This window comes from Rohdeia mirabilis, from assembly GCA_007750655.1.
GTDB lineage: Bacteria > Planctomycetota > UBA1135 > UBA1135.
Window position 1 is genome coordinate 2,972,145 of the sequence record CP036290.1, and the last position, 23,745, is coordinate 2,995,889.

At 70.4% G+C, this 23,745-nt stretch carries 17 protein-coding genes; 6 read left to right on the forward strand and 11 right to left on the reverse strand.

Features of this window, described 5'->3' with window-relative positions:
• Positions 1 to 89 precede the first annotated feature (89 nt).
• Both Pla163_RS11070 and Pla163_RS11075 read right to left on the reverse strand, forming a co-directional pair.
• Positions 90 to 1,130 carry a threonine aldolase family protein gene (locus Pla163_RS11070; RefSeq protein ID WP_145187964.1) on the reverse strand — a complete coding sequence of 347 codons (1,041 nt, stop codon included), beginning with the start codon at positions 1,128 to 1,130 and terminating at the stop codon, positions 90 to 92.
• Positions 1,131 to 1,428: 298 nt separating this feature from the next.
• Entirely contained in the window at positions 1,429 to 2,574 is a 1,146-nt protein-coding gene (locus Pla163_RS11075; RefSeq protein WP_145192488.1) for a pyridoxal phosphate-dependent aminotransferase, read from the reverse strand.
• A gap of 245 nt (positions 2,575 to 2,819) precedes the next feature.
• Between Pla163_RS11075 and Pla163_RS11080 the strand changes: the two genes are divergently transcribed.
• The 5 genes from Pla163_RS11080 to Pla163_RS11100 all read left to right on the forward strand — a co-directional run bounded on the left by Pla163_RS11080 (position 2,820) and on the right by Pla163_RS11100 (position 8,977).
• A complete protein-coding gene (locus Pla163_RS11080) occupies positions 2,820 to 3,875 on the forward strand; it encodes an extracellular solute-binding protein (RefSeq protein ID WP_145187967.1) in 1,056 nt (351 codons plus the stop codon).
• On the forward strand, positions 3,872 to 5,605 hold the full coding sequence (locus Pla163_RS11085) for an ABC transporter permease (protein WP_419185822.1): 1,734 nt from the start codon (positions 3,872 to 3,874) through the stop codon (positions 5,603 to 5,605). The genes Pla163_RS11080 and Pla163_RS11085 overlap by 4 nt, the downstream gene beginning before the upstream one ends.
• Complete coding sequence (locus Pla163_RS11090) at positions 5,602 to 6,348, forward strand: ABC transporter ATP-binding protein (RefSeq protein WP_419185823.1); 747 nt, start codon at positions 5,602 to 5,604, stop codon at positions 6,346 to 6,348. Before Pla163_RS11085 ends, Pla163_RS11090 begins: the two co-directional genes overlap by 4 nt.
• A 35-nt stretch (positions 6,349 to 6,383) precedes the next feature.
• Positions 6,384 to 7,436 carry a multiheme c-type cytochrome gene (locus tag Pla163_RS11095; RefSeq protein ID WP_145187976.1) on the forward strand — a complete coding sequence of 351 codons (1,053 nt, stop codon included), beginning with the start codon at positions 6,384 to 6,386 and terminating at the stop codon, positions 7,434 to 7,436.
• A gap of 101 nt (positions 7,437 to 7,537) precedes the next feature.
• Entirely contained in the window at positions 7,538 to 8,977 is a 1,440-nt protein-coding gene (locus tag Pla163_RS11100; RefSeq protein ID WP_145187980.1) for a HEAT repeat domain-containing protein, read from the forward strand.
• 103 nt (positions 8,978 to 9,080) lie between these two features.
• Here the strand turns inward: Pla163_RS11100 and Pla163_RS11105 are convergent, their stop codons facing one another.
• The 7 genes from Pla163_RS11105 to lspA all read right to left on the reverse strand — a co-directional run bounded on the left by Pla163_RS11105 (position 9,081) and on the right by lspA (position 18,240).
• Complete coding sequence (locus tag Pla163_RS11105) at positions 9,081 to 9,776, reverse strand: type II secretion system protein (RefSeq protein WP_145187983.1); 696 nt, start codon at positions 9,774 to 9,776, stop codon at positions 9,081 to 9,083.
• Positions 9,777 to 9,925: 149 nt separating this feature from the next.
• Entirely contained in the window at positions 9,926 to 11,113 is a 1,188-nt protein-coding gene (gene metK, locus Pla163_RS11110) for a methionine adenosyltransferase (protein WP_145187986.1), read from the reverse strand.
• A 154-nt stretch (positions 11,114 to 11,267) separates the two neighbouring features.
• Positions 11,268 to 12,596: a 3-deoxy-D-manno-octulosonic acid transferase gene (locus Pla163_RS11115; RefSeq protein WP_145187989.1), complete on the reverse strand. Its 1,329-nt coding sequence runs from the start codon at positions 12,594 to 12,596 to the stop codon at positions 11,268 to 11,270.
• 21 nt (positions 12,597 to 12,617) lie between these two features.
• A complete protein-coding gene (gene secA / locus Pla163_RS11120; protein WP_145187993.1) occupies positions 12,618 to 15,443 on the reverse strand; it encodes a preprotein translocase subunit SecA in 2,826 nt (941 codons plus the stop codon).
• Between the two features lie 242 nt (positions 15,444 to 15,685).
• Positions 15,686 to 16,522, reverse strand: coding sequence for a response regulator (locus Pla163_RS11125; RefSeq protein ID WP_145187996.1), 837 nt, complete (start codon positions 16,520 to 16,522; stop codon positions 15,686 to 15,688).
• A complete protein-coding gene (locus Pla163_RS11130; protein WP_145187999.1) occupies positions 16,519 to 17,439 on the reverse strand; it encodes a dihydroorotate dehydrogenase in 921 nt (306 codons plus the stop codon). Before Pla163_RS11130 ends, Pla163_RS11125 begins: the two co-directional genes overlap by 4 nt.
• A 51-nt stretch (positions 17,440 to 17,490) precedes the next feature.
• Positions 17,491 to 18,240: a signal peptidase II gene (gene lspA, locus Pla163_RS11135; protein WP_145188002.1), complete on the reverse strand. Its 750-nt coding sequence runs from the start codon at positions 18,238 to 18,240 to the stop codon at positions 17,491 to 17,493.
• A 158-nt stretch (positions 18,241 to 18,398) separates the two neighbouring features.
• Between lspA and Pla163_RS11140 the strand changes: the two genes are divergently transcribed.
• Entirely contained in the window at positions 18,399 to 19,337 is a 939-nt protein-coding gene (locus Pla163_RS11140) for a tyrosine recombinase (protein WP_145188005.1), read from the forward strand.
• A gap of 22 nt (positions 19,338 to 19,359) precedes the next feature.
• On the opposite strand, the gene Pla163_RS11145 is transcribed toward Pla163_RS11140, so the two are convergent.
• The gene (locus Pla163_RS11145; RefSeq protein ID WP_145188008.1) at positions 19,360 to 21,606 is read right to left on the reverse strand and encodes a hypothetical protein; all 2,247 of its coding nucleotides are present in this window, start codon (positions 21,604 to 21,606) and stop codon (positions 19,360 to 19,362) included.
• Positions 21,607 to 21,892: 286 nt separating this feature from the next.
• Positions 21,893 to 23,743 (reverse strand): excinuclease ABC subunit UvrC, encoded by a 1,851-nt coding sequence (gene uvrC, locus Pla163_RS11150; RefSeq protein ID WP_145188011.1) that lies wholly within the window; start codon positions 23,741 to 23,743, stop codon positions 21,893 to 21,895.
• Positions 23,744 to 23,745: the final 2 nt, after the last annotated feature.

Consider the following 23,745-nt stretch of genomic DNA (forward strand, 5'->3'; position numbering starts at 1 on the left):
GGGAGTTGGGATCGGCGCCCGGCGGGCGCAGGATGGGTCGGTCCGTGCGCCGCATCGGTGCGGTCTCGGACGCGTGGTCGAGCGGTTGGTCAGGCGGTCATGATTCCGCGCAGCGAGCGCACGAGGCGCTCCAGGTCCTTCGCCCCCACGTCCATGTGGGTCACGAAGCGCAGGTGGTGCGGATCGAGCGGCATCACGCGCACACGGTTCTCGAACAGACGCGCGGCCACGTCGACCGCGCTCAGTTCGGGGTGCTCGACGCGGACGAGCGCGATGTTCGTGTGGACGGTCTCGGGCGGACACACGAGCCCGTCCATGGCGTGCAGCGCCTCGGCCAGCTGCTTCGCGAGCGCGTGGTCCTCGGCGAGTCGATCGACGTTCTCGCGCAACGCCAGCAGTGCTCCGGCCGCGATGATCCCCGACTGGCGCATCCATCCCCCGAGTCGCTTGCGGACGCGCAGCGCCTTCTCGCGGAACTCGGCGGAGCCCGCGACGACCGAACCGACGGGCGCTCCGAGACCCTTGGAGAAGCACAGCGAGACCGAGTCCACCTGCCGCGCCCACTCCTCGGCGGACACGCCCGAAGCGACCACCGCGTTCGCCAACCGCGCACCGTCCAGGTGCACGGGGATCCCGCGATCGCGCGCGGCCAGCAGCGGACCGTGGAACCTCTCGATCGGAACGACGCGGCCGCCCGACGACATGTGCGTCTGCTCGAGGCACAGGAGTGCCGTGCGCGGACAGTGGACGAAGTCCGGACGGATGCGCGCCTCGACCTGCTCACGCGTCATGACGCCGCCCTCACCCTCGATCGTCATCGTCTGCACGCCGTGCAACGCACCCAGGGCGCCGCTCTCGTAGGAGAGCATGTGCGCGTGCGATTCGAGCAGGACCTCGTCGCCCGGGCGCGTCCAGACGGACACGGCGATCTGGTTCGCCATGGTCCCCGACGGCACGAAGAGCGCGGCCTCCTTGCCGAGCCAGCGCGCCGCCTCGCGCTCCAGTTCCTGAACGGTCGGATCGCCGTCCAGCACGTCGTCGCCGACCGGGGCCTGCGCCATGGCCTCGCGCATGGCGGAGCTGGGGCGGGTGACGGTGTCGCTGCGGAAGTCGGAGTGTTCGACGGTCATGGTTCGACGGTCATGGTTCGGCGCTCGGCGAGGACCTGGTCGCCTGGGCGGACCAGCCTAGCGTTCCGGTGCGGACCCCCCGCGCCCCGGCGGGCGGGCCGCGACACTCCTCGCCGGCCCTGGGACCTGATCCATGGGGCGCGAACCTCCTGGGTCCAGGGCTCGGCGCGGTTCCCGGCCGGCGGAGTCCCGCCAGAATGGCCGGCGACGCGGGCTCGGCGACGCGGGCTCGGCGACCGGCGCTGGTCGGGCGGCCGGCGGCAGGCCGACGACGGCCCCCGACCCGACGCTCCGACGCTCACCCCAGAACGCCGCGCACGCGCTCGATCGCGCGCTCGATCTCTTCCTTCGAGCTGGCGTAGCTGAAGCGCAGGTAGCCCTCGCCGAGTGCGCCGAACGCGGTGCCGCTGACGGTCGCCACGCCAGCTTCGTCGAGGAGCAGGTTCTGCAGCTCGTTCGACGTGCGTCCGGTGCCCGTGATGTTCGGGAAAGCGTAGAAGGCGCCCTTCGGCAGCACGCAGGTGAAGCCGGGGATTGAGCGCAGTCCCTCGACGATCAGGGTCCGGCGCTCGTCGAAGGCCTGGCGCATGTGTTCGACCGCGTCCTGGGGACCGCGGAGCGCTTCCATGCCGGCCATCTGCACCGGAGCGCTGGGACAGGAGACCGAGTTGATCTGGAGTCGCTCGGCGTGCTCGACGAGGCTCGCGGGCCACAAGCCCCAGCCCAGGCGCCAGCCGGTCATCGAGTAGGTCTTGCTCCAGCCGTCGAGCACGATGACGCGATCGCGCAGGTGCTCGTACTTGAGGAGGCTGACGTGGCGCTCGCCGTCGTAGGTCAGACGCGAGTAGATCTCGTCCGACAGGATGGCGACGTTCGGGAAGCGCTTCAGACCTTCGGCCAACGCGTCGAGCTCGGCCTCGGGAACCACTCCACCTGTCGGGTTCGCGGGCGTGTTGACGATGATCAGTCGCGTCCGGTCGTTGATCTTGGCCAGGACGGAGGCCGCGTCGAAGCTGAAGTCGCGCGACTCGAGCAACTCCATCGGGACCGCCTTCGCGCCCGAGGCCTCGATCATGGACTCGTAGATCGGGAAGCCGGGGTTCGGATACATGATCTCGGTGCCCGGCTCGCCGAACATCAGGATCGCGTAGAACATCGTCGGCTTGCCGCCGGGCGTCACGATCACGTTCTCGGGATCGGCGGTGACGCCGCGCACGCGCTGGATCTCCTCGACCACCGCCGCACGCACCTCGGGCAGTCCCTTCGCCGGCGTGTAGAAGTGGTAGCCGTCCCGGATCGCCTTGATCCCCGCCTCGACCACGTTGTCCGGGGTGCGGAAGTCCGGGGACCCGATCCCGAGGTTGATGATGTCCTTGCCCGCCGCTTGAAGGGCCTTGGCACGGGCCAGCACGGCGAAGGCGGTCTCGGTCCCGAGCTGGGACATGCGCGAAGAGAGTTGCACGGGAAGAGCGGGGGGAACGGTGCGGTGGGGAGCGACGAGGGGCCGACGCGCTGGAGAAGTGCCGTGTCGACGACGAAACGGCGAGCAGGATACCGCGACGTGGGCGGCGAACGCGAAACCGATGGCGCCCGCGGAGGTCGTCCGGGCGCACCCCTGGGGTAGGGTGCCTGGCACGGGGCTTGCCCGCTCGGCGCCCTGCCCCACCGCTCCCCGTCCGACCGATCCCCATGCAGCTTCCCCGTCGGCGCCTCGGCGTCCTCGTCCCTCTCGTCGTCTCGTTCTTCGCGCTCGGCGCGTGTTCCGGCCCCGAGCCCGACGTCGTGATCTACACGGCGATGGACCAGGTCCACTCCGAGGAGATCCTGCGACTGTTCCAGGAGCGCACGGGCCTGACGGTGCGGATGGAGTTCGACACCGAGGCGAACAAGACGGTCGGCATGGTCAGCCGGCTCCGCCAGGAGGCCCACGATCCGCGCTGCGACGTCTTCTGGAACAACGAGATCGCCAACACGATCGCGCTCGCGAAGGAAGGGCTGCTCGAGCCCTACGACTCCCCCGCCGCGGCCGACATCCCCGAGAGCTACCGCGATCCCGAGCACCACTGGACCGGCTTCGCCCTGCGCGCGCGCTGCCTGATCCTGAACACCGAACGGCTGGGTGAGTTGGAGTCGGACCCGAGCCGGTGGCCGAGCTCGATCCTCGACCTCGAGAGCTCGCCCTGGAACGACGTGGGATCGGTGGCGCGCCCACTGACGGGCACCACCCTGACCCACTTCGCCGTGCTCTACGACCTGTGGGGCGACGAGGAGGCACGGCGCTTCGTGAACGACCTGGTGGCGGACAACGCGAACGGTGGTGTGGCGCTGGCGAGCGGGAACGGGCCGCTGATGCGCAAGGTCGGCGAAGGGGCGCTGGCCTGGGGCTTCACCGACACCGACGACTTCAACGTGGCCCGACTGCGCGGCTATCCGGTCGAGCGCCGCTTCCCCGACCAGGGCGAGAGCGAGATGGGCACGCTCGTCATCCCCAACACGGTCGCGCTGATGAAGAACGCGCCGCATCCCGACAACGGTCGCCTCCTGATCGATTTCCTCCTGTCCAAGGAGGTCGAGGAACTGCTGGCGAAGGCGGACTCGGCGCAGATCCCGACCCGCGCCGACGTGCCCCGCCCCGCCCACGTCCCGAGCATCGCCGACATGCGCGTCATGGCCGTCGACTGGGAGCGAGTGGGCGCCGACCTGCCGCGCGTGCAGGACGACCTGAAGACGGCGTTCCTGCGTTGAGTCGCTGGCTGGTCAGCCTCTGCGCGGTGCTCTTCGCCGCGTTCGCGCTCGCACCGGTCGCGGTGACGCTGCTGCGGATCGAGAGCTCGGACCTCGGCACGCTGCTGGAGCCGCGCATCTGGAGTCTGCTCGCGCGCACGATCGGACTGGGCCTCTCGGTCGCAGCCGGCTGCCTGCTCCTGGGCGTGCCCTTCGGCTTCCTGGTCGCGCGCACCGACGTGTTCGGCGCGCGCTTCCTGCGTCCCCTCTCGATCGTTCCCCTGCTCGTCCCGACGCTGTTGATGGCGATGACGTGGACGGCGCTCAGCGACGTTCGCGGTCCGGTCGCGACGGCGGTGCTCTTGGTGTTCAGCTACTTCCCGCTGGTCTCGATCTTCACGGCGCGCGCCGCCGAGCGGATCGACGCACGCCAGGAAGAATCGGCCTGGGGCCTCGGCGGTCTCGTCGCCGTCCTGCGCGCCGACGTCGGAGCGATCCTGCCCGCGTCGCTCGCCGGCGCGTGCCTCGCGTTCACGTTCGCGGTGAACGACTTCTCGGTCCCCGACTTCGTCTCGTCCGTGGGCGTCAAGTTCAACGTCTACGCCGACGAGATCTTCGCCAACTGGAGTCAGTTCGAACGCCCGGGGCTGGCTGTAGCCACCGCGCTGCCGCTGCTCGTCGTCACGCTGCTGGCGCTCGTTCCCGTGCTGGTGCTGCGACGTCGCGGAGCGCTCGCGCCGGTGACGTCGAGCGCCATTGCACCCGCGACGCTGCCGTTGGGGCGCTGGCGTTGGCCGGCGACGCTCTTCGCGTTCGCGGTCGTCGGGGCCTCGTCGCTCGTGCCGCTCGGGCGCTTGGGTTGGGAGGCGAGCGGTGGTCCGTCGGCCTGGCGACCGGTGGCGGCGCGCGCGGCGATCGCGGGTGAGGAAGCCCCTCCCGCCGCGACCGCACCGCGTCCCGTCGTCCCCGGCAGCGCCACGACGGGCACGACGACGAACAGCGAGCGCGAACCCGACCTGACGTTCGGCGAACGCCTCGCGGCCGCACCAGTCGTCGCCGGTCGCCAGCTCGACACGTTCGCGAGCGCGTTCGGCAAGGCCTTCGAGCGCGCCCGCGACGACGTGCGACGCAGCCTGTGGTTGGCCATCGTCGCAGCGACCGCGGCGCTCGCGTTGGGCCTCGTCCTCGGACATGCCGCCGAGCGCTCGCGCTTCGGCACCGCGATCCTGATGGCCGCGCTCGTCCCGATCGCCGTCCCGGGCACGCTGTTCGGGATCGGGACCGCGACCCTGTGGGACGGACCGTGGCTCGCGGAGCTCACCGGCGGCGCGTCGACGGACTTCTACGCCACACCGTCCATGGCGGCTCTTCTGTACATCGGGCGTCTCTCGCCCTTCGCGATCCTGATCGTGGCCGGCGCGGTCGCCGGCGTCCCGAAGGTCAGCGAGTGGGCCGCGGCGAGCGTCGGTGCAGGCCCCGTGACGCGTCTGCTGCGCATCGTCGCGCCCGCGATCACCGGTGCGCTCGCGGCGAGCTGGATCTGCGTCTACGCCTTCGCGATGCGCGAACTGGACAGCGCGCTCGTCGTTCCCGAGGCGCGCCGCACAGCGATCGTGCGCGTCTTCAACGGCGTCCACTTCGGCCGCGACGAGTACGTCGCGGCGCTGTCGCTGGTCCTGATCTTCACCATCCTGCTGCCCGGCATGCTGTGGGCGGCCTTCTCGAAACGACCGGCCAAGGTGCTGCCGTGACCCAGACCAAGAAGGCGAACACGACCGACCCCGAGGCCGCGCGGAACGCAGGCGCGCGCGACGCAGGCCTGCGGGTCGAGGGCCTGCGCGTCGTGCTCGGCGAGCGCGCCGTGCTCGACGGACTCGACCTCGAGATCGAACTGGGCGAACGCGTCGTGCTGGTGGGCCGCTCGGGATCCGGCAAGTCGACGCTGCTGCGCGTGCTCGCTGGTTTCCAAGCGGCCGACGCGGGGGACGTCCACCTGTGTGGCACGGCCCTCGTCGCGAACGGACGCCACCTGGTTCCGCCCCAGGCGCGACCGGTCGGCTCCCTGTTCCAGGGCGGCGGCCTGTGGCCCCACATGACGGTGCGCCGCACGCTCGACTTCGCGCTGAAGCACCGCGGAGTGCCCCGCAGCGAACGGCCGGCACGCGTGCGCGAGCTGGTCGAGAGGGTCGAACTCGTGGGCTACGAGGACCGTCTTCCCGGCACGCTGTCGGGCGGCGAGGCCCAGCGTCTCGGGCTCGCGCGCGCCCTCTCGACCCAGCCCCGCCTCCTGTTGCTCGACGAGCCGCTCGGTCCGCTCGACGCCGAGCTGCGCGAGTCCCTCTCGACGATGCTCGACCGCCTGCGCGACGAGTACGGCTTCGCCGCGCTGCACGTCACCCACGACCCGGGTGAAGCACGCGGCTCGCGAACCCGCACCGTGCGCCTGGTGGACGGCGTGCTCGTGGACGCCTCCCCCACGGGCACCGACGAGTGACTCGCGCACGCACGACACGCTGACGAACGACTCCCATGAAACCGATCCTCGGACTCCTCGTGCTGGCGCTCGCCCTGTGGGGCGCGACCTTCCTCTTCGGCGAGAGCGACGGTGGTCCGACGCTGCCCGCACCCGCCGTCTCCCACTCTTCCTCGCACAACTGCGCGGAGTGCCACGCGCAGGTCTTCGAGGAGTGGAGCTCGGGACCGCACGCCGACTCGTGGACCGGCGCCGCGGTGCGCAAGCTGTCCGGTGACTTCTCGAACCAGGACTGCATCGACTGCCACGCTCCGCAGCCCGTGTTCGTGACCGGCATCGCCGAGCGCGTCCTGCCGCGGATCGAGCGCCGCGTCGAAGGGGTCGACTGCATCACCTGCCACGCTCTGCCCGACGGCGGCGTGGCCGGGAGCTTCACGTCCGAGACGGTGGCCTGCCGTCCGGAGGCGACCGTGGCTCTCACGCGCGCCGACTTCTGCGCTGGCTGCCACGACCAGCACCAGACCGTTCAACAGTGGCGCGACAGTCGCTGGGCGGCGGAGGGCATCGACTGCATCGACTGTCACATGCCACTGCGCGACGGGACGCCCTCGGGCGGGCGGCGTCACGGCATGCATGGCGGAACCGACCTGGTGATGCTGCAGTCCGCGGTGGAAGTGCGTGGCTCGCGCGTGGACGACGACCCGGCCAACGGCTGGCTGATCGAGATCGAGAACGTCGGCGCGGGGCACAGCTTCCCGACCGACGAACGGTCGCGCGCGGCCGACCTGTTCTGGCGCCCGGCCGGCAGCGAAGGTGCGTGGACGCACCTGCACCGCTTCCGCAGCCCCTACCGCTACGAGACGGACGTGCCGGACACGCTGCTGCCCGTGCACGCGACCGAGCGCTACGCGGTGCTCGACGCGGACGATGCCCCGGTCACCGGTCCGATCGAGGTCGTGTTGCTCTACAAGCGGTCGCCCCACTACCGCGACATGACCGATCCCATGCAGGACCTGTGGCCCGAGGATCCCGGCGTCGATCCCTACGCCACCGACGTGCCGCGCGACGCGATCGTGGTGCACCGGCTGGTACTGGGAGGTGACCAGTGACGACCCGCCGACGACTCGCGGCGATCGCGTCGCTCCCACTCGTCCTCGCCGCACACGGTTGTGGCGATGGCGGCAGCGAGGGAGCGGCAGGCGGCGCATCCGTGGCTCCGGCCGTCACGGCTCCTCTGCCTGCCGCACCGGCGGTCCGCGACGTCGTGGATGCCGCGCTCGCCGCGGCTCCGGCCGCTCCCGTGCCCGAGCCCCTGCCGCCCGAGGCGCTCGACGAGTTCGACCACCTGTTGGGCTTCGTCGTGTCGTCCTCGGGGGCGTTGCGACGGGCGGGAGCCGAGGACCTGTGGCGCCTGGGTGACGGCGTGGCGCTGGCCCTCGTCGACGCGCTGTACGACACCGAGCGCACGACCGACGAGCGCAGCGCGGCGCTCGAAGTGCTCGGTTCCGGAGCGCACGACGCGGCGAATCCCCTGCTGCTCGAAGTGCTGACGAGCGGGCCCGACGCCTGGATGCGCTCGAGCGCGGCCTGGTACCTGGGCGAGCTCGTCACCGAAGGCTGGATCTGCGACGCGGTCCTGCGACTCAAGTACGAGACCGACGAATCGGTCGTGGTCTACCTGGCCCAGGCCCTCGGCAAGCACGACGTCCTGGCCGGGCTGTCCGGCCTGCGCGTGATCTCACGCTCGAGTTGGAGCGAGCAGCAGCGCACGACCGCGGAGGCACTGATCGCGGAACTGACGGCAGAGGTGGAAGTCCCGGTCGGTGAGCCGCAGCCGCGCGACACCGCGTTCGACCGCGCCGTGTGGTCGTGGATCGCGCGGCTGGGCGAGTTCCAACTGCGCGGTGTGGACGACGCGCGCTTCATCCTCACGAACCTCGGGGCCGACGTGGCGCCGCACCTGGCCCGCGCCCTGTCGGACGACGACCGCTACGTGCGCCTGCACGCGTGCCAGTGCCTCGAACGCATGGGAAGCAAGGGATCGAGCGCCGCCGATGCTCTGGTCGAACAACTCGGGTCACAGGACCTCGGCCCGCACGCGGCAGTGGCGCTGGGTACGGTGACGCAGGACTCCGTGCACGACCGCGCTCGCACGCTGCTCCTCGAGCTCGTGCACAACGAGGCCGCGAGTCCGGGACTGCGCCTGGGTGCTGCGCGGGGGCTCGCGCGGCACCGGAGCCGGTTGTCGCTCGAAGGCGTGCTCACTCAGTTCGAGCGGGAGCGCGAACGCTGGCCCGAACTGGCCCAGGCGCTGGCCGAGGCGGCGGTTTCGATCCACGCCCTCGAGGAGCGCGACCTCGCCGATCCGGAGCGCGACCGGCGAGTCGATGCCGCGTACCGCTTCGCGATCGCCTGTCTCGACACTCCCGGACTCGACCCGGCGAGCACTGGCGCGGTCTGGGAAGAGAGCTTCCTGCCCTCGAGCGCTGCCCTCAACCAGGCGGAACGGCCCGAACTCGCACCGTTCGAGACCCTCGAAGCCGACTGGAACGCGATCGGCGAGCGACGCGGTCCCGAGTTCGGCGCGACCGCCATGTGGCGTGCGCGGAAGGCGCTGCTCGAGTCGGCGCTCGTGCCGGTGTTGCGCTGAGACGCTGGCGGCGAGACCCACGCGAACGCACACGGGGCGCGGTGGCCGATGCCACCGCGCCCCGTGTCGTGACGGTCGCCGATTCGCTCGGTCGCCGCTCCGCTCAGTTGAGCGAGAGCTTCTGAAGGTCCTCGACGGGCGAGCCTTCACCCACCTCGAGGTAGTCATCCTCCGGGCCGAGGAGCCCCTCTTCGCGCAACGTCGCGATCTCGATCGCCTCGATGTTGCCGTCCCCGTAGAGCACCAGGGTCGTGGTCGAGAAGTTCATGATCGGGTCGTTGTCCGTGGCGACCCAGGCGTCCATGCCGCTGGGCTTACGCAGCGGGAACTCCGCCGTATTGCGACCCGCGTAGGAGGACGAGTCACCGGTGATGGCCTCGGGGTCCGAGTACCACTCCTCCTCCGGGAGGTCGGCGATGCCCGGCAGCGCACCGTAGTCGACGCCCGGGCACGTCAGCTTGCGGGCCGAACTCTTCGTGTTCTCCCACACGCCGTCGAAGATCAGACAGGCGAAGAAGCGCACGCCCGAGTGCTTGTTCGGCAGGCGCTTGAACTTCGCGTTGTAGTTCAGGATGCCGCCGTAGATGTCCTTCAGGTTCTGGGTCGAGGCCGTGATCTTTCCGCGCTCGAGCACGGCCGGGATCTGCGGCACCAGGAAGGCCATCAGGATCCCGATGATCAGCATCGCGGCCATCAGCTCGATCAGCGTGAAGCCGGCGCGGGCAGCGCGGGCGGTCCGAACGAGCGCGCCCCCTGTGAGGGTCCCTCGAGCGGTCGTGGAGCGGGAGTGGATCAGCATCGGCGTCGGTGTAGGCCGGCGGTCGGCCGGCGATCTTGGGCGTGCGGGGCAGGTCGCACCCGCTGTCGAGGACGGTCCAGCGACCGGTCGTGCGTCCTATCCGGCGAACCGCCCCGGGTTGCGTCCGGGGCGGTCCGTCGAACGGGCGCTCAGGCGGGGGCGCCAGCGGCCGCCTTCAGCTCGGCGACCTTGTTGGTCTGCTCCCAGGGGAAGTCCGGGCGACCGAAGTGCCCGTGGTAGGCCGTGGCCTGGTAGCGCGGCTTGAGCAGGTCGAGGCTCTCGATGATCGCGGCCGGGCGCAGGTCGAAGACCTTGACGACGGCTTCGGTCAGGGCGATGTCGTCGATGGCGCCGGTACCGAAGCTGTCGACGCGGATCGACAGGGGCTGGGCCACGCCGATCGCGTAGGAGAGTTGGACCTCGCAGCGACGCGCGAGACCGGCGGCGACCACGTTCTTCGCGACCCAACGGCACGCGTAGGCGGCGGAGCGGTCGACCTTGCTCGGGTCCTTGCCGGAGAAAGCGCCGCCGCCGTGACGGCCCATGCCGCCGTAGGTGTCGACGATGATCTTGCGGCCGGTGAGACCACAGTCGCCGTGGGGTCCGCCGATGACGAACTTGCCGGTCGGGTTGACGTGGATGATCGTGGCGTCGTCCATCATCCCGGTCGGGAGCACGGCGCGGATGACCTTCTCGGTCACTTCGCGGCGGATCTCCTCGAGCACGTCGGCTTCGCTCGTCTTGCCGTTGACCGTGGGGTCGTGCTGGGTCGAGATGACGACCGTGTGCACGCGCACCGGCTTGTCGTTCTCGTACTCGACCGTGATCTGGCTCTTGCTGTCCGGGCGCAGCCACGGGAGGGTCCCGTTCTGGCGCAGCTCGGCGAGCTTCTCGACCAGACGGTGGCTGTAGTGGATGGCGAACGGCATGTGCACGTCCGTCTCGTCACAGGCGTAGCCGAACATCAGGCCCTGGTCGCCGGCGCCCTGCTCCTTGTGCAGGCCCTCGCCCTCGGATACGCCCTGGGCGATGTCGGGGCTCTGGCGGTCGAGGCTGACGAGGACCGCGCAGGTGTCGCCGTTGATGCCGAAGTGGTCGTCGGTGTAGCCGATCCGCTTGAGCGTCGAACGCACGATGTCCTGGTAGTCGATGCGCGCGGTGGTGGTGATCTCACCCGCGATGACCGCCATACCGGTGGTGACCATGGTCTCGCAGGCGACTCGACTGCGGGGATCCTGCTCGAGGAGGGCGTCGAGAATGGCGTCCGAGACCTGGTCGGCCACCTTGTCGGGGTGGCCCATGGACACGGACTCGGAAGTGAAGAGTTGTCGGGACATGGAATGGGAATCGGGGGGGCGCCGGACCGGGACGGACGGACGGGAGTCGCGCGCCGGATGATCGCCGAGGGGGTCGTTTCGAAGCGACGGATCCTATCACGCGGATTGGCTGGAGCGACGCCGACGAGCCGCCCGTGGACCGTTCCGAAGGCCCTCAGGCGGGCGGGAGACAGCTCTCGACCAGGGCGCGCCAGGTCAGCTCGGTGGCCCCACCCTGACGATCGATGGCCGCGCGTGCGGCAGTGGCCATCGCCGCACGGCGGTCGGGGTCCTTCACCAACCCGCCGACCGCGCTCCACGCCGCGTCGGCGTCCTCGGCCTGGACGAGCGCGTCGACCTCGCGCAAGAGGGCCACTTCTTGCCGAAAATTGACGGTGTGCGGGCCGGTCACCGTGGCCACGCCCTGGGCGGCGGGTTCGAGGACGTTGTGGCCGCCGTGCGGGATCAACGACCCGCCGACGAACGCCACGTCGGCCAGGCCGAACACGCGCTCGAGCTCGCCGATCGTGTCGACGATGACCGGCACGTCCGGGTCGGGGAGCGCGCCGCCGCGCAGCTCGGTCAGGCGCTGGACCCGGTGGCCCGCGGCCGCGAGCTCCCCCACCAGGACGTCGACCCGGTCGGGGTGGCGCGGCACCAGCACGAGCCGCGTGCCCGGCGCATGCCGCACCCATCCTTCGCAGCAGGCCCGCTCCTCGGGATCGTGCGTCGAGGCCGCGACCACGAGCGGCCTTCCGTCCGGCGCGGCGAGCAGTCGCGTGAGCTCCTCGCCCGGGTCGATCCGTCCGGTCGCGAGTCCGTCGATCTTGACGTTGCCCGTCACCACGACGCGCGTCGGATCGACCTTCAGCTCGAGGAAGCGTTCGGCGTAGGTCTCGTTCTGCACGCAGAACAGCGAAATGCGATCGAACTGCGGGAACAGGCGGTGGAACAGCTTGTAGCGGCCGAAGCTGCGTTCGGTGATGCGCCCGTTGACGACCGCGAGCGGCACACCGCGGCGATTCGCCTCGCGCAGGAAGTTCGGCCACACCTCGAGCTCGACGAGCACGACGGCGACCGGCTGCAGGCGTTCGAAGAAGCGCCGCACGACGCGCGACCAGTCGGTCGGGAAACGCACGACGCGCCGACCGGGGAACGTCGAGCGCGCGACCTCGGCGCCGGTGGACGTGGTCGTCGAGAGGACCACCTCGAGGTCGGGGCGTTCGCGTTCGAGACGTTCGACGACGCTGCGGATGCCCTTGACCTCGCCCACGCTCACGGCGTGGATCAGGACGACCCCGCGTTCGTCACCGGGCTCGAACGGTTCCACCGCCATGCGCTCGCGCATGAAGCGCGCGATCGCCGGCTCGCGTCGCGAACGCCACCACAGAGGCGGCGCGACGCAGGCGAACGCACCGAACCACACCAGGTCGTAGACCGCGTGGAGAAGCGTGCCGCTCGGCCCCGGGATGGGGTCCTCGCGGATCGGCGGCGCCAAAGACACGATCGCGTTCGAGCGCGTGCCTCAGACCTGGCCGTGGCACTTCTTGAACTTCTTGCCGCTGCCGCAGGGGCACTCGTCGTTGCGGCCGACGTTCGCGAAGCGCGGATCGGTGGCCGCACTCGGAGCCGCGGCCGGAGCGACTTCGCCCGTGCGACGCGCGCGATCGAAGGCCTGGCGCGCGGGCACGTTCGGCCGGGCCGGACGCGCGGGTCGCGTCGCGGTGGCCGTTCCACCGCCCGCCGACTGGGGTGCCGCCGCCGCGCCAGGTGCCGGGGCCGGCGCGGGCGCGGAGGTCGCCGTCGGATCCGCGGCCGAACCGTAGACCGACTCCTCGCGCTCGTCCTCGCCACCGGAGAAGCGCACGCGCAGGACGAGGCTCGCGACCTCGTCCTCGATCGACTCGAACAGGCGCTCGAACAGCGCGAAGGCCTCGGCCTTGTACTCGTTCTTCGGATCCTTCTGGGCGTAGCCGCGCAGGCCGATGCCCTGCTTCAGCGCGTCGACGGCGTGGAGGTGGTCCTTCCACTTCGTGTCGATCGTGTTGAGCAGGACGTACTGCTGGAGCTCGTCGAGTTCCTTCTCGCCCATCTCGGCCTTGCGCTCGAGGTGGATGGCCTCGGCGGCCTCGACGGCGGGCGTCGGGTCGGCGTCCTTCTCGGTCACCTGTTCGGCGATCGAGCGGTCGATGTCCTTGCCGAAGGTCTTCTTGAACCAGTCCGCGAAACCTTCCGCGTCGTCCTCGAAGGTCATCGCCGTGCGCGACACGACGCGCTCGACCATCTCGATCACGCGGTCGTCCAGGCCCACGCCTTCGAGCACGTCCTGACGCGCGTCGTAGATGCGCTTGCGCTGCTCGTCCATGACCTCGTCGTACTCGATGAGGTTCTTGCGGATCTCGAAGTAGTACTCCTCGACCTTCTTCTGGGCGCGCTGGATCGCGCGGCTGACCATGCCGGACTCGATCGGCACGCCTTCCTTCATGCCGAGCTTCTCCATGAAGTTCGTCACCCAGTCCTTGTAGAACCGCTTCATCAGCGGGTCCTGCAGGGACAGGAAGAAGCGCGTCTCGCCGGCGTTGCCCTGACGACCGGAGCGGCCGCGGAGCTGGTTGTCGATGCGGCGCGACTCGTGGCGTTCGGTGCCCAGGACGTACAGGCCCCCCAGTTCGAGGACCTCTTCCTCGTCGCGGTCGCACTGGGCGCGGACCTCGTCGCGGATCTTCGCCACCGCTTCGAGGTGCTCGGGATCGCCCTCCGAGAGTCCGGTGGCCTCGAGGGCCTGCGCCAGACGGTGTTCGAAGTTGCCGCCCAGTTTGATGTCCGTTCCGCGACCGGCCATGTTCGTGGAGACGGTCACGGCGCCGCGCTGGCCGGCCATGGCGACGTACTCGGCCTCGCGCTCGTGGTGCTTCGCGTTCAGCACGTGGTGCGGGACCTCGGCCGCGACCAGGAGTTCGGCGACCTTCTCCGAGTTCTCGACCGAAGTGGTGCCGACCAGGACCGGCTGCCCCTTCTCGTGGACGCGCTGGATCTCCTCGACGATCGCGTTCCACTTCTCGCCCTCGGTCCGATAGACGACGTCCTGTTGGTCGGCGCGGACGATCGGCTTGTTCGTCGGGACCTGGATGACTTCGAGGCCGTAGATCTTGAAGAACTCCTCGGCCTCGGTGATCGCCGTACCGGTCATGCCCGCCAGCTTCGAGTACAGGCGGAAGTAGTTCTGGAACGTGATCGTGGCCAGGGTCTGGTTCTCCTGACGAATGCGCAGACCTTCCTTGGCCTCGACCGCCTGGTGCAGACCGTCCGACCAACGGCGCCCCGCCATCTTGCGACCGGTGAACTCGTCGACGATGACGACCTGGCCCTCCTCCACCACGTACTCCTGGTCGCGGTGGTACAGGTTCCGCGCGCGCAGGGCGTTCTCGATGTAGTGGGGCCAGTCCATGTGGCCCGTGTCGTAGAAGGACTCGACGCCGAGCAGCTCCTGCGCCTTGACGATGCCCTCTTCCTTGAGCGTCGCGCTGCGTTCCTTCTCCTTGACCTCGAAGTCCTCATCGATCACCAGCTGCTTGGCGATGTCGTCGGCCTGGCGGTACTTGTCGGGCGTCAGCTCGGCCGGTCCGGAGATGATGAGCGGCGTGCGCGCCTCGTCGATGAGGATCGAGTCGACCTCGTCGATGATCGCGTAGGCCAAGTCGCGCTGCACCTGCTCCGACAGGCGCGTCTTCATGTTGTCGCGCAGGTAGTCGAAGCCGAACTCGTTGTTCGTGCCGTAGACGATGTCGGAGGCGTAGACCGGCAGGCGCTCGGCGGACGACATGTGTGCCTGGATCGCGGCGACCGTGACCCCCAGGTACTCGTATAGGGGCGACATCCAGGTGGCGTCGCGACGCGCGAGGTAGTCGTTGACCGTGACCAGATAGCAGGGCTTGCCACCCAGACAGTTCAGGTACAGGGCCAGGGTCGCCATCAGCGTCTTGCCCTCGCCCGTCGCCATCTCCGCGACCTTGCCGTCGTGCAGGGCGATGCCCCCCACCAGCTGGACGTCGAAGTGCCGCATGCCGAGGGTCCGCACCGCGGCCTCGCGCACCATGGCGAAGGCCTCGGGCTGGATGTCGTCGAGGGCCAGCTCGCCGGCCGCCACGGCCTTCTTCCAGGCGGCGGTCTGCTCGTGGAACTGCTCGGCCGAGAGTCCCTGGGCCCAGGGTTCGAGCTCGGCGATGCGGCGCACCAGCGGCTCGAGCTTGCGCACCTCGCGCTGGGTCTTCGACCCGAAGACGCCCAGGAGCCCCTTTCCGAAGCCCTCGCTCAGGGAGCCGAACTTGTCGCGCAGAGTGTCGAAGTCCATGTGATCCGTCGTCGGCCCCGGGGGCGTCGTCGTGCTGGTCTCGCGGGCCTCGTGGGCCAGGTTCCCGTCCCCGGTCGACGCGAGCGTCCGACCGAGTGGGCGAACATGATGCACCCGCGGCGCCCGAGTATCGACCCCCGGACGCGTCCTTCCTCGCCCTTGGACCGAAGACCCGCTCGGATCCTCCCCTCGCGCCGGTCACCGGCCGCGTTCGGGTCGCCCTCGGAGGGCATCGTTCGCCCTCAGGCGTGCGGCGTCTCGAGCAGGCGGTCGATCATCTCGAACAGCACCTGGCGCGGGTAGGGCTTGCGCAGGAGCCCCGCCACGTCGGGCACCTGGTCGAGGCGGATCGCGGCGGCGGTGGCCATGAGCACCGGCACGGCGGCCAGGTCCTCGGTCCGCCGCATGGAGTCCAGGACCTCCTGGCCTGTGACCTGGGGCATCTCGTAGTCGAGCAGGACCAGGTCGGGGCGCGGACCACGGCCGAGGCGCTCGAGCGCCGCCCCGCCGTCGTGGACGACCTCGACGTCGAAGCCGCGGGCCCGCAGCAGGAGCGCCAGCCCGACGCAGACGTCCTCGTCGTCGTCCACGAGCAACAGGTGCCCGCGGTGGCCGGCCTTCTTCTCGCGCTTCGCCAGGTCGCCACAGATCGCCGCGAGGTCCGCGCTGGTCGGAAGTCCGGCCGCGGCCCAAGCCTTCTCGATGCGCAGTTTCAGGTCGCGATTGAAACGCTTGAGGGCCAGCCACTGCTCGTAGTCCGGCGTCTCGCTCGGGACGTCGAGCCGGTCGTGGGTGTCGACCTCGAAGTAGAACTCGCCCGCCACGAGGTGCTCCTGCAGCACGAACTTCATGAACGGGTAGCGGTGGTTGCCGAGCCGCAGCGAGAAGCGCCGCGAGTCGGGATCGTCGCCGGGATCACCCCGTTCGAAGCCCGCCAGCGCCGCGTCGCGATCGGCCGCTTCCTGCAGCGGCTTCAGGTTCACGCGCGGCCCGCCGTCGCAGCCCGGCGGCCAACACAGGTCGCAGTAGATCGACAGCGCCTGTTTGACGTGATCGGCGGTGAGGTCGGTGAGCTTCATCGCCGCGCCACCTCGAGCGTTCCGATCAGATCGTTGACGTCGTCGATCCCCTGTTCGGCGAGCGCGGCCGCCAGTTGGCTCGCCAGATCGCCGAGGTTGGCGGGATTCCAGAAGGACGAGGTCCCCACCTGCACCGCGCGGCAACCGACCACCAGGTACTGGAGCACGTCGTCGACCGTCTGGATGCCGCCGCAGCCGATCACAGGAATGGTGACGTTGCGCGCGCACTCCCAGGCGCAGCGCAGGGCGACCGGCTTGATGCCCGGTCCGGAATAGCCGCCCTGGATCGTGGCGACGCCGGGCCGGCGCGTGCGCCAGTCGACCGCCATGCCCAGCAGCGTGTTCACCGCGGTGATGCCGTCCGCGCCGCCGCTCTCGACCGCCATGGCCATGTCGCCGATGCGCGTGACGTTGGGCGAGAGCTTGGCGAAGAGCGGCTTCCGCGTGCGTGCGCGCGCCCCGGCCACGACGGACTCGGCGCGCTTCGGATCGGTCGCGAGCGGCAGCTTGCCGTCGTCGACGTTGGGGCAGGACAGGTTGAGCTCGATCGCGTCCACCTCGTCGCGCTCGTCGAGCATCGCGACGACGTCGGCGAACTCGTGGTCGTGGTGGCCGCCGACGTTCGTGATGATCGCGCAGTCGGCGCTCGCCACTTCCGGCAGCACCTCCTCGAGGTACTGCGCGACGCCCTTGTTCTCGAGTCCGATCGAGTTGATCAGACCGGCCTCGGTCTCGCACAGCCGCGGCGCCGGATTGCCTCCGCGCGGTTCGAGGGTGACGGTCTTGCTGACCAGGCCGCCGATGCCCGACGGGGCACAGAATCCGCCCATCTCGAGCCCGTGGCCATAGGTGCCAGAAGCAGAGAGCAGGGGGTTTCGGAGGAGGAGCGTTCCGAGGCGAACCGCGAGGGACGGCATGGCGCCAGACTCTACCGCTCTTGGAGCCCCCGGGGACGATCCGTCGGGCGATCAGCGCCCGGCCGCGCTCGTCGCTCCCACGTCCGAGCCCGCCCCACCCGCCGCTCGGCGGCTCGGCTCCGCGCTCTCCGCCGATCCTTCGGCGCGCTCCTCTTCCCCGTCGTCCGCGCCGTGGGCCGGCGCCAGGAAGCTCGACAGGATCAGGAGCGCGGCCCCGACCGTGATGCAGCTGTCCGCCACGTTGAAGGTCGGGAAGTGGTAGTCCCAGTGCGCGAAGTAGACGTGGATGAAGTCCCGAACGGCGCCGAACGGGTGGTCCGGCGGCGGCGTGCGCGCGAGGTTGTCGAAGAGATTGCCGAGCGCGCCCGACAGCACCAGGACGAGCGCCCACAGGAGCATGCGCTGGCGCCGATCCGTGCGCACGACCATCACGGTCAGCACGACGGCGGCCACGACTCGTCCGCCGACGAGCAGCCAGGGCACGCTCGCACCGAAGCCCCAGGCGGCCCCCCGGTTCTCGCTGAGCATGAAGCCGAGGAAGTCGCCGACCACTTCGACGCGCCAGTGACCGTTCAAGGCCCAGACCTCGACGCCCGAGGGCGGTGCGTCACCGGGTCCGCGGTCGAGCCACTCGAACATGTACGCCTTGGACCACAGGTCCAGCGCGACGAGCACGACGACCCAGGCGAGTCGGCGCCAGCGCAGGCGCCGCACCGGACGGCCCAGATCGGGTGACGGGAGGGACGCCGTGGCGCTGCTGGCGGGGCTGCCGGCGTCATCGAGGGTGCTGGACTTCGTCATCGCGGAGCGGGGCGGCGCATCCTACCCGCGGGGTGCGCACCCACCGACCCGCTTCCCATCGCCAGCGCGCCGCGGCGAGCGGTTCTGGGGCGCGGTCGGCGCGGCGGGGCATCCTGGTCCGCGCGGCCCGGAGTCCTCGAAGGACCCGGTCGCGGACCATGGACACAGCTCGCGAACGCGAAGAGGCCCGACTGCGCGCCCACCCACTGTCCTCGTGGATCGACGAGTACCTGGACGTGCTGCGCGTCGAGGGCGGCCTCGCCCGCAACAGTCTCGCGGCCTACCGGCGCGATCTGACGGTCTGGCTGCGCTGGGGACTCGCGCGCGGCTGGACGGGCCCGGACGTGTTGGTCGAGGCCGACCTGCTCGACCACCTGGTTTTCCTGCGCGAGGGCAAGGGCGCGGCCGAGTCGAGCGTGGCGCGCGCGCTCGCGACCCTGCGCGGCTTCGTGCACCACCTCGTGGCCGAGGGCGAATTGGCGCGCGACCCGGCCGCGCGCCTCGACGCGCCCAAGCTGAAGCGCTATCTGCCGAGCGTCCTGAGCGCGACCGAGGTCGACGCCCTGCTCGGCGCGCCGCAGGGCGACGACTGGATCGCCCAACGCGACCGCGCCCTGCTCGAGGTGCTCTACGCCTGCGGTGCGCGCATCAGCGAGGTGCTGGCGCTCGCGACCCGCGACCTCGAGCCCGAACTCGCGTCGCTGCGACTGACCGGCAAGGGCGACAAGACGCGCGTGGTGCCGCTCGGCGTGCGAGCGCGCGAGGCGCTACGCGACTGGCTCGACCGCGGCCGGCCCCAGGTGAAGGGCGCCATCGCGCGCGAAGAGGTCTTCGTCACGCGCACCGCGGGTCCGCTCGGTCGCACTTCGGCCTGGGCCATGGTCAAGCGACGCGCACTCGAGGCCGGCATCGCGCGACCGATCTCGCCCCACACGCTGCGCCACTCGTTCGCGAGCCACCTGGTCGAGAACGGCGCCGATCTGCGCAGCGTGCAGGAACTGCTCGGACACGCATCGATCCGCACGACGCAGCTCTACACGCACCTCGACGGCGAGACCGTCCGCCGCGTGCACCGGCGCTTCCACCCGCGCGGTTGAACGGGCGGCGGGTCGAGTGCGCTCAGCGCGAGGCGTCTTCGAGTGCGGGCTCGACGGGCCGTGCTGTGGCACCGTGGAACTCGAGGATCGGACACCACGGGACGAAGTCGTCGACGCCCGGCAAGCCGCCCCGGATCTGCGCGTAGGTGTTTTCGGTGACCTGGTAGGTCGAGTACCCGAAGGGGTCGAGCACCGCCATCATGTGCCGCTTCGCCGGGAGTTCGTCCGGAGTCTCCTGACCCGTGATCAGGACTGGATGGTGACCCTGCTCGCGCAGGTGCTCGACCAACATGGACAGGTGTTCCGGCAGCGCGCCGTCGTAGAGCCAGAGCGCTGGAACACGGCCGAAGAAGCGCAAGGGAATCTGGTAGCGCGTCGCCAGGGTCTCTTCGAACGAGAGCAGGACCGCGTTGGGCGGCAACTGCGCGACGATCGCGTCCACGTCCTCGAACGTCCGGTCCCAGAGCGGGCTCTCGCGCAGTGCTCGCGAAGCCTCGTCGCCCACGAACGCAACGTGAACGGCGATCCAGACACCCACGAGACGCAGGACGTGCCCCCAACGCAGTCCACGCGCGAGGAGGAACCACGGCACGATCGCCATGATCACCGCGCCGGGCCCCGAGATCCCGAGGAAACGCCGACCGGGCGAGTGGAAGTTCCCGGCGGTGTAGTCGATCTTCCCGCTGATCAGCACGAGCATCGCGGTCTGTGCGAAGAAGAAGAGCACGAACGGCGCGATCGCTCCGCGGTCACGACGCAGCAGGAGGACGAAGGCGCCGACGACGCCGAGCAGCGCGGCCAGGTCCGTCACGTAGAGCCCGAGCGTCGGGATCGTCAGCTCGGTGAACGTCGGTGTGCCGCTGTAGGGCGACAGGTCGGGCGCGAGCGCGAGGGACTTCTTCCAGGCCGGCAGGGCGTCGGGAGTCGCAGCGAGCAGCTCGTGCCATTCGAGCCGCAGAGGCACGCCCCACAGCAGGTAGGCCGCAGCGAGCGAGGTGACGACGCCGACGGCGATCGTCACGGCTCGCGGCCGGATCGCCGTTCCGATCGCCCGCACGAGCGACGGTCTCGCCAGCACGATCGCGGTCGAGACCATCGGTACGAAGACACCCGCCAGATACATGTTCCGGTTCCGACCGTCCGCGTACATCTGGGTGTTGAAGAACTGCGCGTAGTAGTAGACCCAGTGGTCGGTGGCCGCGTAGACGACCGCCAGGACGAACATCAGGCCGTAGCCCGCGACGAACGGCAACGCGCCGCGGCGATCGCGCTGGACCCACACGAGCATCACGACGCCCACCAGCACGGCCCACGGCATCAGGAAGAAGTCGATCTTCGCGTGGTTCACACCACCGAGCAGGAGGCCCGCGGCGAACAGCCACCCGCCGTGGATCCGGTGCTCGGGCACGTCGCCGGCGCCCGGACCCGCAATCGGGTCGACGCTCTCGTCGCGAGGCCACGCACAGGCGAACGCCGCGAAGCCCGCGAAGAGGAAGGCTGCACTCATGCTCTCCGCGAACGTGATCTTGGCGAAGAACACGCTGAGTGGATTGACGCCGAACGCGACGGTGCACAGGAGGGCTGGAACCGGTCCGGCCAGGCGACGCACGAGCAGCCACAGGGCCGCGAGGGCGACGATCGTGAGGACCAAGGGCGCGAGCAGCATGAATTCGCGTCCGCCGAGCGCGTGCAGGACCGCCATGAAGGACGGGAGCATGTGCAGCCCGTGCGGCGTGCTCCAGGTGCGGGCTTCGCGGTCCAACCCGTAGAAGCCGGGAAGGAAGTCGTTGTTCGTCACCAAGCGCCAGTCGGACGGGATCGCGTTCAGGACCGGATCGGCGAAGGTCACACCACCCGAGTGCACGACCTCCATCGCCGCGCAGGGATAGATGCCTTCGTCGCTCGAGCCGAAGACGTGCTCCGCCATCGGCAGGTAGCGGCTCGCGAGTACGGCGATCACGGCCACCGCCACCACGTCCCAGGCGCCCGCGCGCACCTTCGGGAACGCGAGCTGACGACGCTGCGCGAGCACCACCGCGAGCGTGCAGACCGCCGCGAGAACGAGGTAGAACGACGTCGGCGTCCACACGAGCGCCCAGGCGAGCAGTTGGGCCACCACGCCGGTCACCAAGGCCCCGAGCGCGGCCGCGATGGCGACGAACTCGAACGCGGAGACCGACGTCCTCTCCTCCCCACCGACGAACAGCCGTGCCGCGAGCAGGCCCGGTACCAGGAGCGTGAGGACGAGGCCGAGGATCGCGAGCAGCATGGACCGAGGGGTCGAAGGGGGGGCCGGCCGAGCGATGCGCCGGCGCGGCCAGCGGCGGAACGTCGTGCCGCCGACCGCCTCCCGCACGCGGACCGATCGCGCCCGCTCGAACCACGCCCCGCGCCGAAGAGGACCGTTCGCCGCGTTCGGTGTGGCCGCGGGGACCGCACCGGGTCCGTCCGCCGCGGATCGGGCGCGCAAGGGTGGCCCGACGCACACCGGGTGCACGATCAAGATTCGGTAGATTCGCGCCGCCAAGCGCCGCCGGGCCCGCGGGACGCGTCCGTCAGGATTCGCTCTTGTCGCGCAGACGCCGCAGGATCTCGCGCGCCAAGTCGTCGCCGATGCCGGGCACCGCGGCGATCTGTTCGACGCTGGCGCGCTCGACGCCGGTCGCGCTGCCGAACGTCCGCAACAGGGCCTTGCGCCGCGCCTCCCCCACGCCGGGGATCGCGTCGAGCCGGGACGTGATCTTGCCGCGCTGCTTGCGGTGGAACGTGATCGCGAAGCGGTGGGCCTCGTCGCGCAGACGCTCGAGCAGGTAGCGCCCCGCGTCGTGCTTCGGCAGCACCAGCGGCTCGCGATCGGGCGCGAGGTACAGCCGCTCCTCGCTCGCCCCGACCTTCCGCCCGCCGATCGTGCGTTCGGACCGCGCTTTCGCGAGCCCGACGAAGGGCACGTCGAACGCACCGGCCTCGTCGCGCGCGGCCAATGCGGCGCCCAGCTGGCCGGCGCCGCCGTCGATCACCACCAGATCCGGCAGGTCGTCGTCCTCGAGGCCGCGCCGCATGCTGCGCCCCACCACTTCGGCCATCGACGCGAAGTCGTCCTGCCCGTCGACGGAGCGCACCTTGAAGCGCCGGTAGCCGGCCCGATCGGGGACACCGCGTCGGAAGCGCACGCGGCTCGCCACCACGTTCGAGCCCTGGATGTTCGAGATGTCGTAGCAGTCGATGACCTCCGGCGGCGCGTCGGGATCGAGGTCGGCCAGACGCGCCACCTTCTGGAGCGCCTCGGCCTGCTCGGTCTCCGCCCCCGTCGACTGCTCGAGGTGCGAGCGCGCGTTCTCGCCGGCCACCTCGAGGAAGCGCTTGCGCTCGCCGCTCGACGGCACCACGAAGCGTTCGATGCCGTACAGCTCGGCCAGGAGCTCGGCTTCACTGGGCAGGCACGGAACCAAGACCTCGCGCGGCGGCTTGCGGCGCCCGGCCGTCCCGTAGAGCGCGGTGATCACGTCGTTGAGCGCGTCCTCGTCGGCCAACTGTGTCCGGAACGTGTGCGAGCGGCTCTCCACCAACTGACCGCCGCGGAAGGCGAGTCGGTGCACCACCGCGCGCTCACCCAGCCGCGCCAGTCCGAGGGCATCGCGTTCGATGGAATCGGACGGACGCACGCCCTGGCGCTCGGCCGTGCGCCGCAGTGCTTCGATCCGGTCGCGCCAGAACGCGGCCTGTTCGTACTCGAGGCGCTCGGCCGCCTGGTCCATGCGCGCGCGCAGGTCGCTCTCGAGTTCGCGCGTGTCCCCCGCCAGCACCGCCACCGCGCGCTCGACCAGTTCGGCGTAGCGCGCCTCGTCGATCAGGTCGACGCAGGGCGCGCTGCACAGCCCGATCTGGTGCTTGAGACACGGTCGCGAGCGATTGTTCAGGACCGCGTCCGAGCAGTCGCGCAGGGGCACGATGCGGTGCAGGTCGCTCATCGTGCGCCGCACGCTGCGCGCCGAGGCGAACGGTCCGAAGAAGCGCGACCGCCCCGTGCCCTTGCCGCGCTTGCGATCGTGGGCGCGCACGAACTTCAGGCGCGGAAACCGCTCGTCCTGGTCGAGCCGGATCATCAGGAACGACTTGTCGTCCTTGAGCCGCACGTTGTAGGGCGGCTGGTGCGTCTTGATCAGCTCGTCCTCGAGCAGCAGCGCCTCGCCCTCGGTGCGCGTCACGATCGTGCGCACGCGCGTCGCCTCCTGCTCGAGGAACAGGACGCCCAGACGCCCGTCGCCGCCCGGACGTCGGTAGCTGGCGAGCCGCTTCTTCAGCGCGCGCGCCTTGCCCACGTACAGCACCTTGCCGGCGTCGTCCTCGAACAGGTAGACGCCGGGCAGGTCCGGAACGCCGTCGATGCTCCAGCGCGGTTCGGACACCG

Coding starts and splice junctions, on each gene's coding strand:
- Pla163_RS11145 (WP_145188008.1), bottom strand. CDS start 21,606: ATGCTGCTCGCGATCCTCGGCCTCGTCCTCACGCTCCTGGTACCGGGC.
- lspA (WP_145188002.1), bottom strand. CDS start 18,240: ATGACGAAGTCCAGCACCCTCGATGACGCCGGCAGCCCCGCCAGCAGC.
- Pla163_RS11130 (WP_145187999.1), bottom strand. CDS start 17,439: ATGCCGTCCCTCGCGGTTCGCCTCGGAACGCTCCTCCTCCGAAACCCC.
- Pla163_RS11070 (WP_145187964.1), bottom strand. CDS start 1,130: ATGACCGTCGAACACTCCGACTTCCGCAGCGACACCGTCACCCGCCCC.
- Pla163_RS11105 (WP_145187983.1), bottom strand. CDS start 9,776: ATGCTGATCCACTCCCGCTCCACGACCGCTCGAGGGACCCTCACAGGG.
- Pla163_RS11075 (WP_145192488.1), bottom strand. CDS start 2,574: ATGTCCCAGCTCGGGACCGAGACCGCCTTCGCCGTGCTGGCCCGTGCC.
- Pla163_RS11095 (WP_145187976.1), top strand. CDS start 6,384: ATGAAACCGATCCTCGGACTCCTCGTGCTGGCGCTCGCCCTGTGGGGC.
- Pla163_RS11140 (WP_145188005.1), top strand. CDS start 18,399: ATGGACACAGCTCGCGAACGCGAAGAGGCCCGACTGCGCGCCCACCCA.
- Pla163_RS11125 (WP_145187996.1), bottom strand. CDS start 16,522: ATGAAGCTCACCGACCTCACCGCCGATCACGTCAAACAGGCGCTGTCG.
- secA (WP_145187993.1), bottom strand. CDS start 15,443: ATGGACTTCGACACTCTGCGCGACAAGTTCGGCTCCCTGAGCGAGGGC.
- Pla163_RS11080 (WP_145187967.1), top strand. CDS start 2,820: ATGCAGCTTCCCCGTCGGCGCCTCGGCGTCCTCGTCCCTCTCGTCGTC.
- metK (WP_145187986.1), bottom strand. CDS start 11,113: ATGTCCCGACAACTCTTCACTTCCGAGTCCGTGTCCATGGGCCACCCC.